Below are 14,378 nucleotides of genomic sequence, written 5' to 3' on the forward strand. Positions count from 1 at the left end.
TGTTCAGTCAAAGAATGAATAGTACTTTCCGCTGGCAATTATTGTCAACTGCGGGAATTACTCTCATTCAAGTAACAACTTTGGTACTCCTGGGTCGAATGATGGGTTTTAAGGACTTAGGTAACTTTGCCTTACTGCAAATAACATTTAGATTTGCGCTTGCGGCCTTTGAGCCGGGTATGTTCTTTTCCATCATACAACAGCATGAATTAAACGAACCACTTAACAAGAAATTAAATTTCATCCAGACTCGTTTTGCTATACTGACTGTCCTGGCTTTTGTTCTTATCTTTTTATACACCCAAGAATTCAATGCATGGCCTTTTGCAATAATTTCATGCCTATTGCTCTTTACAATAGCTTTTGGGTCCAGACACCATAATTACCTTATTCTAATTGAAAAGCAAAAGGAAATTGCATTTCTTCAGATTCTTTCCTATACAATTGAGTTGATATTTATTTTTTCCACGATTTCAATTTATCCTGCTCTTTATGTCTTTTCAGTAGGTATCCTGTTAAGACAGTTAATATATTACTCAATGTGTTATTACTTATGCCTTCATTTTCCCAAAATGGAAAGTGTTGTTTCATTCAAAAATATTTCCATAAATCATATAAGACCATCCATTCATAATATGGCTTCCCAAATTCTTAGCTTTATTCAAGGCCAATATGATACACTCCTTATTCTTTTGCTTTTTGGATTACAAACATTAGGACCTTATAATTTAGCTTCTGAATTTAGTTTTTTACTCTTTTCCAAAATCAACCCTATATTTAGTAAAGCTATATTTCCAAGCTTGTCCAAAGCCAATAAACAACTTTCCCAACTTGACAAAATAATTCTAAGTAGTTTTACCAGTTATCTATATATCATAATTCCCATATATTTTTTTATTTGGCTTCATGCAGAATTTATTTTAAACTTAGCATACCCCAATAAAGCTTCAGAAATCAACATCTTTGTTCACTATTTTCTTATCATAGCTTTAATAAAGGCTATTAATAATATTCTTACCACTTACCTTCTCTCTATAGGATTCTCTAAATGGATTCTTCATTGGAATGTTCTTCTTGTTGTATCCAACTATTTAATTTGTACTTTATTCTTATACTTCTCCATTGACATTATTATATTCCTTAAATTCAACATAATTTATGCCTTCATTTTTACAGTTCTCGGAATTATCTTCCTATTTAAAAACATTAGTGTATCCAAAATAAGACTATTAAATACCTCCTTGCAACTTACAAAATTTTTATCACTTTTGATTATAACCATTTATGCCAATTCTCTTTTATGTGAAAATTTTTATCTTAACAGTTTGCTGGCATTAGTCTCCTTCTTTATTATTCTTTACCTGATAAATCATCAGAAATTTGTACAACTATTACAATTTAAAATATCATAATGATTGATTTTTTAGGAGGATGGCATAAAAATGGAATAAATAATTTAAACAATATTCTTTCCAAAAACGAAATTTATTCCTTCAAAAAAAACAATTTTCTATATTGCGAATCAAATGTTGGGTCATCAGCAAATCCAAATATTATAAATAACCGAATTATCATACTGCTGGGTAACCCGGTAGAAAAAATTAACTTCCATAAAGAATGGAATAAACTATACTACTTAAATTTAAAAGATAGTGCTGAAAGTATATTAAATTTCTTCAATTCCGTGTCCGGGATTTCAGGATTAATTATCCATGAAATAGACACCAACTACCTAATTATTATAACAGATCCTCTAGGTTTCATCCCAATTTTTCTTTTTGAAAACCATTCTGGATTTATATATACCAATCGAATATCCTTTCTTTCAGAAGTTATTCAAGCTGAATTAAAATGGGACGAAAATTCCATTGCTAATTATTATGAAAACGGTCATTTTCTGTCTCATAAAACATGGTTTCAAAATACTCGAAGAATTAAAGCTGCCACCATATTCACGCATAACCTAGAAAATAATACTGTCACTGAGCGTCGTTATTGGTCTTGGAAAAAAATAAAACCAAGTCCAGAAAATTATAATAACACAATGGATTCGTATATTTCATTGTTTGCAAAAGGTGTTCACTCTATCGATTTTTCGAACCAAAAAGCAGCCATTGCATTGAGCGGAGGCAGGGATAGCAGATGGATAGCTTGGCTCCTTAGAAATATACCCTCAATTGAAACCTTTAGCTTTGGTATTAAAAATACATTAGATTTAGTAATATCTGGCAAATGTGCAAAGCTTTTAAACTTAAATAATCACCAATATCTATTATCTTATAAAAATTGGCTTAATGATAGAATGCAATCTTTTATAAATAGTGACGGATTATTGAGCCTTGAACATTTCCATGAAGGGAATATTTTAATGGATCTATCAAATAAATACAACATAGTTATATCTGGCTTCTTTGGAGGATATGCCCCTCATTACAAAAAGAAAAGAATTGATTTAAATGAAGCACATAAAAATTTTAAATTCCACCATACAAATCCAGAAATCCAAGATTCATTTTATGACTTTAACTCAACACATCCTTATCTTATCGATCAGAAAATGACCAATTTGGCCCCAATTCATCTATATTTTTTATCCAGACATTTTAAAGTGGCAACCCCATTCTATAATATGGAGTGGATATCTTTTTTATACTCTATAAATAAATCTTTTATCGACGATCAAAAGTTATATTTAAACGCTCTTAATTCAAGTATGCCATCATATTTAAGTAATATACCTTGGCAAAAGACAGGTGTGCCTTTAAATTGGATCAATACCAATTTATTCATTCTTAAATTTAGGTTAAATGATATATTTGAAAAATTTCTTAATAGATTTAACAAGACACGAAATTTTTATAATTACCACATTCTTGAAAAACAAATCGATATTAAAATCAAAGATTTTCAATCCAACAGTTTAGATTTTTTGAAGAATTATAAACCATGTAATCTTGGATCCAAATTTAGGTTACTATCCATTCTTGTTTGGACATCTTACATAACAAATAGGTGGAAGCATGAAAATTAAAGTATTGCACTTCATTGATTTCTTTCTTCCAGAAACAATGAATTGGATCCAGGAAATGTTGAATCAAAGCTCTGATGCCTGCGCTCATTATTTATGTTGCAGATATTATAACCAAAGTGATCTTATAAACATTACAAAAATTAAAGATGTTGGAATTCTATCTGGTTATCCAATTTCCTTTTACTCAAAATTCAAAGCTTTAGTGGTTGAGAAAAATAGATTGATATCAATAAGAAAATTTATTGAAAATGAAGAAATTCAAATATTACATTTTCACTTTGGTAACGTAGCTTTGAGATTTTCTGAATTGATTAACGAATTCGCAGAAAAATGTTTAATTTCTCTCTATGGTTATGACTATGAGTATTTGCCAACTAAAGATTCTACTACCAAAGGTAAATATTTATCATTTTCAAAGCGTGGAGTTCGTTTCGCAGTAGAAGGAACTTTTAGTAAAAAATTACTTGAAAGTTATGGTATTGAGTCTCAAAATATAGTCATTATTCAAATGATATTTCATAGGTCAACACCTAAAAGAATTCCATCCCTCACTAAACCGATAATTCTTGCACAAATTGCAACTTATACAGAAAAAAAAGGACAAGACATTTTATTAATGGCTTTGGCTAAATCAAAATTTAAAAATAGATTTAAAATTATATTCCACGGTGAAATTGCAAATCAAAAATATTATTCCAGACTCCAAATTATTGCCGACAATTATCAACTAAAAAATGTCTTCTTTGGAGGTAAACTAAGTGTAATTGAATATATTAAGTTGCTTGGCAATATCCATATTTTAGTTAATCTTAGTAAAAGAACAAAACTAAACGATACAGAAGGTGGGTGTCCTGTAAGCATTAAAGACGCACTAACTCTTGGAAAGCCGGTATTTACTACAAATCATTGTGATATTCCCGAAATTGCTGTGCACGGTTACAATGCCTGGATTGCAAAGGAGAACGATATTGAAGATTCAGCAAATATGTTAGATCAAATTGCATCTTTGAGCCAATCCATGTACGTTGCTTTTTCAAATCACTGTCTGGAATCAACCAAAACCAAGCTTAATTCCAATCTTACAGCCCAACAATTGGCTGAGGCATATAAATTGATTATCAATGAAAATTTATTTGCTTAGTCCGCATAAATTTCCTACTAGAAATCCAAGAACGCTCAGAATTGAAGGCGTTCGTAAAATTTTATCACAAAAATGGACGGTCCAAACGCTTAGCTCTAGACTTCAGCGTAAAATTAATGATAAAAAGAATCCGACCAGTTACAATTTATCTAAAACAAGATTTGCTCGATTATTAAAATTAATTGCCTTTCCAGATGTATATATAATTGACAACATAATCATCGCTTTTAAATACATATTCATTCATTCAAATAAAGATAATGTTTTTATAACTTTTTCCCACCCATTTTCAACTCATTTTACAGGACTTGTAAGTAAAATGATTTGGCCTAAACGAATATGGATTGCTGATATAGGAGATCTTTACCTCAATAATCCAAATCAAAAATTGCCAAAGTGGGTTTCACCTCTTTTAAGATGCTTTGAGAGCTTAGTCCTAAATAAATCTGATTATGTTATATTAAATTCAGAAGAAATCTTTGAACACTACAAAAATAATTTTCAGCTAAATACACTTAAAACTAGAGTAATATACAATGGTAGCCTTTTGAATTTTGTAGGTTTAAAATCAATTACAAACAATTTTACCAATTTGAGTTTCATTGGCAATACTTACGAAAACGTGAGAGAAGGCATAAAGGAACTTCAGCTAATTTTAGATACTATAAATTCACTTCATTGTAAAGAAATCCATACTCAAATTTATCTTGCAGGAACTCAATACATCAGATTACTAGAACTGTTTCAGCATAATCCTGGAATTAATTTTATTCCGGCCTTAAAGGAAATTGACTTGTTAGAACTTTATCAAAAAACAAACATCTTAATAAACTTTGCTAACAAAAATTATCCGGGACTTCCTAGCAAACTTTATGAGTACATGCTAACAGGACTACCTATAATTCACTTTACTTTTGGGTCTCCTGACCCATCTATACCTTTTCTTTCAGATTATCCAAAATTTCTAATTTTTCATTTAGAATTAGATAAGCCAGAGAAATTAATAAATTTCATTTTAGAAAACAAAAATTCCTGTATTTCTTCAGTGCCAAATCCAAAATATTCTCCAGATGACAAATGGATTTCATTAATTAATAGCTTGGATAAGCATTAATAATGGCTTCAAATTTTATTGGACGGTTAATTTTTTACTAATTATGCATTCAAATTGAATTTGTTAAAAAATGAAATATAAACATAAATCAAAACTACCCCAATCTGAGGTTTCGGTATTTGCCCGCATGACTGCATTAGCATTGGAATATAATGCAATTAATTTAGCTCAGGGTTTTCCGGATTTTAATCCTCCAGCGGCACTAATTGATTTTCTTTATGAATCTGCTAAAGAAGGTCTGAACCAGTATGCCCCGATGCCCGGTCTTTTGCCCCTTAGAGAACAAATCTCAGAAAGACTATTAAATGACTATAGTTATAATGCTTCCGTTGATAAAGAAATTACAGTTACAGCCGGAGCGACTCAGGCCATTTATACCATTATCAGTACATTTATCGGACCTGGAGATAAGGTGCTATTGTTTGAGCCGGCTTATGATTCCTATGCGCCTGCCATAATCGCAAATGGTGGAATTCCAGTTTACCTCCGCTTGCAAGAGCCGGAATTTAACATTCCCTGGGATAAATTTGAAAACCTAATTCATGAACACCAGTTCAAAATTATGCTTTTTAATAATCCCCATAATCCCTGCGGTAGCATTCTCAGTCTTAATGACCTAAAAAAAATCGATGAACTTACACAAAATTTAAATACTCTTCTGCTTTGGGATGAGGTGTATGACCTTTTAGTATTTGATAATATTAAACATATCAGTGCATTAAAATTTAGTTCTCTCATGGAAAGAAGTATAGTCGTATTCTCTATGGGGAAAACCTTGCATAATACTGGTTGGAAAATCGGCTATATTGTCGCTCGAGAATACCTGTCTAAAGAGATAAGGAAACTTCACCAATTTACAGTATTCTCTGTTCATACTCCCTCTCAAATGGCTATAGCAAGATTTATGAAAAATGAACCTCAATTTTTTTCTGAACTATCCGGGTTTTATCAAAGTAAAAGAGACTTGTTTAGATCACTTTTGAAAGACAGTTCATTTAAAGTTTTCCATACTTCAGGTAGTTATTTTGCATTGGCAGACTACTCTAAAGTCAAGAACTGCTCTGATGAAGAAATGGCTTTTATATTAGCAAAGGACTATAAGGTGGCTGCCATCCCAATTTCTGCATTTTATCACGACCACTACGACCCACATTTAATCCGCTTTTGTTTTGCCAAACAAGAGGAGACTATCCTGGAAGCAGTAAAAAGGTTAAAGTCTAACCCAATTACAATAAGTAAAGAATAAATTAGTTATTTCCTTTTATAAATATACCAAAATGCGCGCTTTCCTTACACTACTGATTCTAATTGCAAAAATTACTAGTATTTATTCACAATCAAATAAGTTTAACTTACTAGGACAGGTAGTTGATAGTTCTAATATTCCTTTGGCCTTTGCTTCTATTTACTTGTTGGAGTCTAAAGACAGTAGTTTATTAGACTATACAAGAGCAGAAGAAAATGGAAGTTTTGCATTGAAAAATATTCCATCCAATAATTACCTACTTAAAATTAATTATGTTGGTTATCTACCTCTACAAATTAAAATTGACCCATCTGGATCATCAGTAAATTTAGGTAAAATAATTCTCAAGCCAATTTCTAAAGAACTGTTTGAAGTGGTTATAAAGGCGGCCAAAGCTCCCATGAGCATTCGTGGAGACACTATAGAATACGATGCATCTACTTTCAAGGTTCCGGCTGGTTCGACGCTGGAAGACTTATTGCGTAAACTTCCAGGAATAGAAGTGAACCAGGACGGTTCCATTAAGTCTGAGGGTAGAGATGTCACGCGCATGACCGTTGAAGGTAAACAGTTTTTTGGTGGCGATCCTAAAGCAGCTACCAAGAACCTTCCTGCAGAGGGTATTTCTAAAGTGCAGGTTTTTAATGATGTTTCCGAAGAGGAAAAACTTACTGGAATTAAAGGTAATTCTCAAGACAAGAACATGAATATTACCTTGAAAGATGACTTTAAAAAAGGTGGATTCGGAAAGATTACTGGTGGTATTGGAACTGAAGATCGCGCTGAATTAAAAGGTAACTATAATAAGTTTAATCAAAAAGAACAATTTTCAATATTGGCATCAGGAACCAATACAGGAAGAAATGGTCTTTCCTGGAATGACTACCAGGATTTTAAAGGAAGTAATTCTTTTAATTGGAATGATGATGGAGATTTTGGATTTAGTAATGGCGGTATGGTGAGGTACTATTTTTCTGATGAAGATGAAGATAATATAGAAACCAATTTTTTTGGGAGTAGTGCCAATGGTTTTCCTAAAAAAATTAGCGGAGGACTAAACTATAATTATGACAATAAAAAGACTAAATTTAGTGGAACCTATTTCTATAATTTTGACGAACTATTTTCTGAAGCAATAAGGTCACAAAATTTTCTTTATCCGGATAATCCCTATAATACATTTGATACTGCATTTAGGACCAATACAAAACAAAGTCACAAAGCTGATTTACGTATTGAGCAGGAATTTGATTCATTGCACAGCATTGTGTTCAAAAGCAGCATAAGTGTGGGAGGCGTACAAAATGAACTGTCAGGGTTTTACACAACTCTTTTACCTTCTGATATTCTATTGTCTGATCTATCCATGCTCACGGAATATGATAACAATATATTAAACTGGCAGAACTCAATTATTTTTAGAAAAAAATTTAAGAAAAAAGGTAGATCCTTGGGTGTCAGTGCAGCCTATTTATTAACAGCTAGCGACCGTGACTCCAAACAAAACTCCATTAATAATTTTTACAATATTGGTTTATTCATTGACTCTATTGCCCAACTGAATCAGGTTTTACGCACAGAAAACAATAAATCCCAAATTAAAAGCAGCATTCAATATGTTGAACCAATTGGTAAAAGATTTTATATCCAAAGTTTCTATAATTATAGCGATAGAAACACAGATTATCAACGAAATGTATTCGATCAATTTCAAGACAGTTCATCCATAAATCAATTTCTTAGCAGAACATTTGATAATAATATTGATTATCACCGTGTTGGTACATCATTGCGCTATTCTTATAAAGGTACAAATATTTCACTTGGCGTTGCTTATCAAGATATCATTTTAAAAGGTAACTTTAAAACAGGTTTTGATACCTCAAGTACTTTGAGTACTAAAGTATCCTACCAGACTTTAATCCCAAATCTTAGTTTTCAAATTGATCTTAAAAAGAACAGAAATATCAATTTTGAATATTCAGTGAATCTGCGGGAACCATCTGTAAATGATTTGTTGCCTGTGGTAGATAATACAAACCCATTATTTATCCGACTTGGCAATCCAGCTTTACTTCCTGAACTTTCTCATAGAATTAGTGGGGGTTTTAGAAAATTTGATCCCTTAAATTTTACAAACTTATGGTTGGGTATAAATTATACTTATAATGAAAATGCTTTTGTTTATTCAAGAGATATCGATTTAAAAAGAATTACAAGTATTATACCAACAAACATTACTGGGACACAGAGTTTATGGGCAAATATTGATTTTGGATTTCCAGTAATAAAAAATAAATTTACTTTAAATACAGGGTACAATTTAAATTATAATAAAGGATTTACTTTGATCAATACTTTAAAGGATGAGATTACTACATTGGGCCACGGTTTTAATTTTCGTTTAAACTTAACTCCTGTTGATAAATTTTCGTTCTTTTTAAACGGAAATGCCAGATTTTCTGAACAATATTCTGAATTAAACACCTCTGAATCTGCCAAGCTTCAGAATTATTCATCAGGTATTGAATTAAATTATAAATTTCCTTATAAGATATTTTTAAATTCCAGTTTCAACTACAGTCAATTTATTAATAAATCAAATAGTTTCAATGAATCTGTTCCGCTTTTGAATATTTCGGTTTACAAAGTTTTCCTCAAAGGTGATAAAGGCGAAATTAGATTATCCGGTTATGATCTGTTTAATGAAAATCTAGGTATCAATCAATCTGCTTGGTCTAATGTTGTAACACAAACAACTACTTTCACTTTGGCAAGATACTTTTTGCTAAGTTTTACTTATAATATGCGTGGAATTAAAACATCCTTGGAAAAAAATAGACGAGGTTTTTCTATGGGGTAATAAAATAAGGGTTAATATGAAAATAAAATACCAGATATTATTTATCAATCTTTTCTTTCTGTTCAATCTACAATCACAGAATGTTTGTCAAATCAATTATGTACGAACGGAATTTTGGGGAAAAATCGTCCAGCGACTTCCATATTTAAGTAAAGAAGAAAAAGATCGTTCTATTTTAACAAGAGGCCGCGATGAGGGTTTTAAATCAAAGTACATCCTTACTTTTGATTCCACTCAAAGTTTTTATACTTATGAAGAAGAAAGTGCAGCTGAATCTAACTACGGATACTCATGGCGTAAAGAAGACTATTTGATTTATAAAGATTTTGCAAACAAAAGAAAATTAAGCCAGATCGAAGAATTAGGAAAGACATATTTAATTGACGAAACTTATCATAGACCTAAATGGAAAATTCTGAATGAAATTAAAGATGTTGCAGGATATATTTGTATGAAAGCCGAAACAACTGATACCATCAAAAATCAAAAAATTACTGCTTGGTTTACGGATGCCTTGACCCTCAGTACAGGGCCAGAAGAATTTGACGGTTTACCAGGAACTATCTTAGAGCTTATAAAGAATGATGGTGATGTGACTATCACTGCCACTTCTGTTTTACTTCCAAAGTATCCTTTGCCTCTTAAAGCTCCTAAAATGAAAGGCAGAAAGATTACATCCTTCAAATTCAATGAATTAATTCAGAAACATATTATAGAAAGTATTGAAGCACAACGAAACCCCTTTTGGTCAATTAGATATTGATCCCGCCTTGAGTTGCTTTGGATATATCAATTTCTGAATTCAATTTATAGGTTATTATTTTATTTTTTATTGTACATCCATGCATGTGTACAAACATATACCTTTGCACCCTAATTAAATTTATCCATATTCTATGATTAGTGCTGTAAATATTACTTTGTCATTTGGTGGTCGTATTCTTTTTGATGAAGTTAACATTAGTTTTACCAAAGGCAATTGCTATGGAATTATTGGTGCCAATGGCACAGGAAAAAGTACGTTTTTAAAAATCTTGAGCGGAGACATTATTCCAAATAAAGGTGGTGTGGAACTTAGTCCCGGCGAGCGGATCGGAATTTTAAGGCAAGATCATTCTGCATACAATGAGGATACAGTTTTAAACACTGTAATGAAAGGTCATAGCATTCTCTATGATCTAATTCATAAACGTGAAGCTTTGTATTCTAAAAGTGATTTTACAGAAGAAGATGGTCACCTTGCAGCAAAATATGAAGAAGATTTTGGGGAAATGGGTGGCTATACTGCAGATAGTGAAGCTGCATCCCTATTAAGTTCCCTCGGAGTAATTGAAGATTTTCATCATCAATTAATGTCTGATATTCCGGGAAGTCTTAAAGTCAAAATATTATTAGCACAGGCTTTGTTTGGAAATCCGGATATTTTACTTCTGGATGAGCCTACCAACGATCTTGATATAGAGACCGTTGAATGGTTAGAAGAATTCTTAAGCAAATATGAGAATACGGTAATTGTGGTGAGTCATGACCGCCATTTTCTGGATGCTGTCTGCACTCATGTGGCTGATGTGGATCGCCAAAAAATTAAAATATATACCGGAAACTATACTTTCTGGTATGAAACCAGTCAACTTGTTTCAAGACAATTAAGAGATGAGAATAAGAAAAATGAAGACCGTAGAAAGGAATTATTGGATTTTATTGCACGATTCTCTGCAAATGCATCTAAAAGTAAACAAGCAACAAGTCGTAAAAAAGCTCTTGAAAAATTAGTAATAGAGGACATAACCCCATCTTCCAGAAAATATCCTGGAATTATATTTAAACCTGATAGACCTGTTGGAGATCAAATACTAAATGTGGAAAACCTTTCCGCACGTAATGAAGATAGGTATCTTTTTAAAAACCTGAATTTTCGGATCAACAAAGGAGATAAAATTGGTTTTCTTTGTAGAGACCAAATGGCAATTCATCATTTATTTGATATCCTTAACGATAAAGTGCAGCCTGAAGAAGGAAAAATTGAATTTGGATCCACTATTACCAAGGCATATCTTCCAGTAGAACATAACAGTTACTTTCAAGAACAACTAAGCCTTATGGATTGGTTAAGAAATTTTGTTCCTGCAGGAATCAAAGATGTGGACGAAGTGTTTCTTAGAGGTTACCTTGGAAGAATGCTGTTTAGCGGTGATGAGGTCAACAAAAGTATAAAGGTTTTGAGTGGAGGTGAAAAAGTACGTTGTCTCCTTTCCATGATGATGCTTCAGGGTCCAAATCTTTTAATTTTAGATGAACCTACCAATCATTTGGACCTGGAAAGCATACAGGCGTTTAATGAAAATGTAATGGAATTTCAAGGTATTGTGCTCCTCAGCTCACATGATCATACTTTTATGGAATCTGTTTGTAATCGAGTAATTGAAATACTTCCAGATGGTTGTATCGATAAGATTATTGATTTCGATGTATATTATCACGATGAATCCATCAAAGAAATTAGACGAAAGGCCTGGCAATCCTATCAAATAAATTAAAAATTCTTTTCTAAAAAATGTGACTGACTGGAATATGTAGCAGATATATTTTCTTTAGTGAATACTTCAGAAGTGTCGCCAAAAGCTATTAGCTTTTGATTAATCATAATGACCTTGTCAAAATAAGTCTGAACAGAATCTAGATCATGATGTACAACAAGAATTGTCTTTCCTTCTGAAGCTAGTTGCTTTAGAATTTTAATCATTCTTTGTTCAGTTCTTACATCAACACCTACAAAGGGTTCGTCCATTAAAAAAATATCAGCCTCCTGACATAATGCTCTTGCTAAAAATACTCTTTGTTGTTGGCCACCAGATAATTCTCCAATTTGTCTATCCCCATAATGAGTCATATTTAATTGCTCAAGCGCAGCTCTGGCCTTTTCTTTATCTTCTTTATTAATCCATTGATACCATTTCTTGTGTGGATATCTCCCCATGAGAACTATATCCATTACAGTAGCAGGAAATTGCCAATCTACTTCGTCCTTTTGAGGAACATATGCAATCCGTGTGATATTTTCTCCAACAGGTTTGCCAAATAATTTTATCTCTCCTGCGTTGGTTCTAATTTGATTAAGTATGCACTTGAATAAAGTGGATTTACCCGCTCCGTTTGGACCAATGAGCCCATAAATATGCTGAGCTTCCACATACAAATAAATATTTGACAAAACCCTTTTATGGTCATAGGCAACTGAAACACCCTTGAGTTCTATTGGATAATTTGTTTGTTCCATTTTTGAAACCCTGCTTATTTTCTATTAATAATATAAATCAAACTAAAAGCGATTACATAAAATAGAGCAATCCATAGGAAAATCATTTTTCCTGAGCTGTTTTTAATTATTTGTGAATCTTCAACAGATTTAGTAAGAGCTTCGCTAATTATTGTTGCATTGTGCTTTAACATTTTTATGTATGTTGAGGCCGGACTCGATGGATCTCCAAGTGAATCAGCATATAACTTACCTCCTATTTCAATTTTATTTTCTGCTCTAAGTTGTTGCATCATCTTAGGATTGATTGTGCTTTCCACAAATATTGCCGATACTCCTCTATCCTTAATAATTTTATGAATGTGAACTAAAGTGGTAGATTGTACATCAGCTTCGGTGGAAGTTCCCTGCAATGGTTCCAATTGTATACCATATTTTTTTCCAAAATAATGAAAGGCGTCATGAGAAGTTATCAAGACTCTTCTTTCTATTGGTATTGCATTAATTTTTTCCTGAACATATCGGTGAAGATCCTCCAGCTCTTTTTTATATATTCCAAAATTAAATGCAAATTCATCTGCATATATTGGAAGTAATTCACTTAATGCTTTCGTAATGTTTGAGGCATAAATTATTCCATTCTCCACATCCATCCAGGCATGTGGATCAGTTGCATTGTGAAAATCTTTACTCACAATTGCCTGGATTCCTTCTGTAATACGAACCACCTTGGCTTTGGTTCCGGAATTTTGAATTAGTTTCCCTAGCCAACCTTCAAATGTCAATCCATTAACTAATAAAAGATCCGCATTTCCTACTTTAACAAGATCAGCCGGGGTGGGCTCATATAAATGCGGATCAGACCCTATAGGAACAATAAGGTCAAGATCAATTCTTTCCGAACCAATAACAGCACACATATCAGCCCACATGGAAGCCGATGCAATTACTTTTGGTTTCGCCATTATGCAGGTACTAATTAAAAAACTTAAAAAAAAATTCAGGAACCTTTTCATCTTATACTGTTTTAACAAGTATTTCCTTGCTTACATTAAAACTTAGTGTTATAGTCTTTGATACCTCATTTTTTAGCATGAGTGACTTGTCAAAGTGAGTATACTCAAGTATCGATAATTCTTTACCGGGATATATGGACATTCCTTCCAGGTATTTTAGAAATTCTGCCCCTGAAGTCCTTACACCCAATACTTGAACTCGGGTCCCTTTAGTTTTTATATTGCACAATTGTGTCTGGTGCCTGAACGTAAAACTCCCATTCTGATTCGGTATAGGATCACCATGTGGGTCGAATTTTGGATAGTTAAGAAACTCATCCAACTTTTGAATTAAAGTAATGGATTGTATGTGTTCAAGCTGCTCTGCAACATCATGAATCTCATCCCATTTAAATCCAAGTTTTTCGTATAAAAATACCTCCCATAAACGATGTTTTCGGACTAATTCTAGAGCGATCTTTTGTCCCTCTTTATTTAAATGAACACCATAATATTTTTCATAACCTAGCAATTGCTTTTCAGCTAGTCTTTTAATCATGTCCGTGACCGAGGCAGAGCTTGTTCCCAATTCCTCTGAAATGGCTTTTGTGGAAATGTTTTGATCTCCGTTTCTTTCTGCTATTTTGTATATTGCCTTCAGATAATTTTCTTCCGTAAAACTTAACATGATTTAAATTTTAGACAAATCTAAAATAAATTTTAATACAATCA

Annotated in this window: 11 protein-coding genes; 8 read left to right on the plus strand and 3 right to left on the minus strand. The window is 32.4% G+C overall.

Annotation, left to right across the window (positions count from 1 at the left end; all coding sequences use genetic code 11):
- The first annotated feature begins 14 nt into the window (after positions 1–14).
- The 8 genes from IPJ83_00715 (at position 15) to IPJ83_00750 (ending at position 11,932) form a co-directional block, all read left to right on the plus strand.
- Positions 15–1,412: an oligosaccharide flippase family protein gene (locus IPJ83_00715; GenBank protein ID MBK7879070.1), complete on the plus strand. Its 1,398-nt coding sequence runs from the start codon at positions 15–17 to the stop codon at positions 1,410–1,412.
- Positions 1,412–3,031 (plus strand): hypothetical protein, encoded by a 1,620-nt coding sequence (locus tag IPJ83_00720; protein MBK7879071.1) that lies wholly within the window; start codon positions 1,412–1,414, stop codon positions 3,029–3,031. Before IPJ83_00715 ends, IPJ83_00720 begins: the two co-directional genes overlap by 1 nt.
- 202 nt (positions 3,032–3,233) lie before the next feature.
- Positions 3,234–4,172: a glycosyltransferase family 4 protein gene (locus IPJ83_00725; GenBank protein MBK7879072.1), complete on the plus strand. Its 939-nt coding sequence runs from the start codon at positions 3,234–3,236 to the stop codon at positions 4,170–4,172.
- On the plus strand, positions 4,153–5,286 hold the full coding sequence (locus IPJ83_00730) for a glycosyltransferase (GenBank protein ID MBK7879073.1): 1,134 nt from the start codon (positions 4,153–4,155) through the stop codon (positions 5,284–5,286). The genes IPJ83_00725 and IPJ83_00730 overlap by 20 nt, the downstream gene beginning before the upstream one ends.
- A gap of 70 nt (positions 5,287–5,356) precedes the next feature.
- A complete protein-coding gene (locus tag IPJ83_00735) occupies positions 5,357–6,532 on the plus strand; it encodes an aminotransferase class I/II-fold pyridoxal phosphate-dependent enzyme (protein MBK7879074.1) in 1,176 nt (391 codons plus the stop codon).
- A gap of 31 nt (positions 6,533–6,563) precedes the next feature.
- Positions 6,564–9,395, plus strand: a complete 2,832-nt coding sequence (locus tag IPJ83_00740; GenBank protein ID MBK7879075.1) for a TonB-dependent receptor — start codon at positions 6,564–6,566, stop codon at positions 9,393–9,395.
- A complete protein-coding gene (locus IPJ83_00745; GenBank protein MBK7879076.1) occupies positions 9,343–10,158 on the plus strand; it encodes a GLPGLI family protein in 816 nt (271 codons plus the stop codon). The genes IPJ83_00740 and IPJ83_00745 overlap by 53 nt, the downstream gene beginning before the upstream one ends.
- Positions 10,159–10,291: 133 nt before the next feature.
- Entirely contained in the window at positions 10,292–11,932 is a 1,641-nt protein-coding gene (locus IPJ83_00750) for an ATP-binding cassette domain-containing protein (GenBank protein MBK7879077.1), read from the plus strand.
- Here IPJ83_00750 and IPJ83_00755 read toward each other — a convergent pair.
- Genes IPJ83_00755 through IPJ83_00765 form a run of 3 tightly spaced genes read right to left on the minus strand, consistent with a single transcriptional unit; the run spans position 11,929 to position 14,334 of the window.
- The gene (locus tag IPJ83_00755; protein ID MBK7879078.1) at positions 11,929–12,672 is read right to left on the minus strand and encodes a metal ABC transporter ATP-binding protein; all 744 of its coding nucleotides are present in this window, start codon (positions 12,670–12,672) and stop codon (positions 11,929–11,931) included. The two genes, IPJ83_00750 and IPJ83_00755, sit on opposite strands and share 4 nt — an antisense overlap.
- A 14-nt stretch (positions 12,673–12,686) precedes the next feature.
- The gene (locus IPJ83_00760; GenBank protein MBK7879079.1) at positions 12,687–13,616 is read right to left on the minus strand and encodes a zinc ABC transporter substrate-binding protein; all 930 of its coding nucleotides are present in this window, start codon (positions 13,614–13,616) and stop codon (positions 12,687–12,689) included.
- A gap of 52 nt (positions 13,617–13,668) precedes the next feature.
- Positions 13,669–14,334, minus strand: coding sequence for a metal-dependent transcriptional regulator (locus IPJ83_00765; GenBank protein MBK7879080.1), 666 nt, complete (start codon positions 14,332–14,334; stop codon positions 13,669–13,671).
- Positions 14,335–14,378 lie beyond the last annotated feature (44 nt).

Source organism: Candidatus Vicinibacter proximus, assembly GCA_016713905.1.
GTDB classification, from domain to species: domain Bacteria; phylum Bacteroidota; class Bacteroidia; order Chitinophagales; family Saprospiraceae; genus Vicinibacter; species Vicinibacter proximus.

Excerpts from the sequence above, each read along its gene's own strand:
- IPJ83_00715 (MBK7879070.1), top strand. The coding sequence starts at position 15 with ATGAATAGTACTTTCCGCTGGCAATTATTGTCAACTGCGGGAATTACT.
- IPJ83_00735 (MBK7879074.1), top strand. The coding sequence starts at position 5,357 with ATGAAATATAAACATAAATCAAAACTACCCCAATCTGAGGTTTCGGTA.
- IPJ83_00765 (MBK7879080.1), bottom strand. The coding sequence starts at position 14,334 with ATGTTAAGTTTTACGGAAGAAAATTATCTGAAGGCAATATACAAAATA.
- IPJ83_00755 (MBK7879078.1), bottom strand. The coding sequence starts at position 12,672 with ATGGAACAAACAAATTATCCAATAGAACTCAAGGGTGTTTCAGTTGCC.
- IPJ83_00740 (MBK7879075.1), top strand. The coding sequence starts at position 6,564 with ATGCGCGCTTTCCTTACACTACTGATTCTAATTGCAAAAATTACTAGT.
- IPJ83_00730 (MBK7879073.1), top strand. The coding sequence starts at position 4,153 with ATGAAAATTTATTTGCTTAGTCCGCATAAATTTCCTACTAGAAATCCA.
- IPJ83_00720 (MBK7879071.1), top strand. The coding sequence starts at position 1,412 with ATGATTGATTTTTTAGGAGGATGGCATAAAAATGGAATAAATAATTTA.
- IPJ83_00760 (MBK7879079.1), bottom strand. The coding sequence starts at position 13,616 with ATGGCGAAACCAAAAGTAATTGCATCGGCTTCCATGTGGGCTGATATG.
- IPJ83_00750 (MBK7879077.1), top strand. The coding sequence starts at position 10,292 with ATGATTAGTGCTGTAAATATTACTTTGTCATTTGGTGGTCGTATTCTT.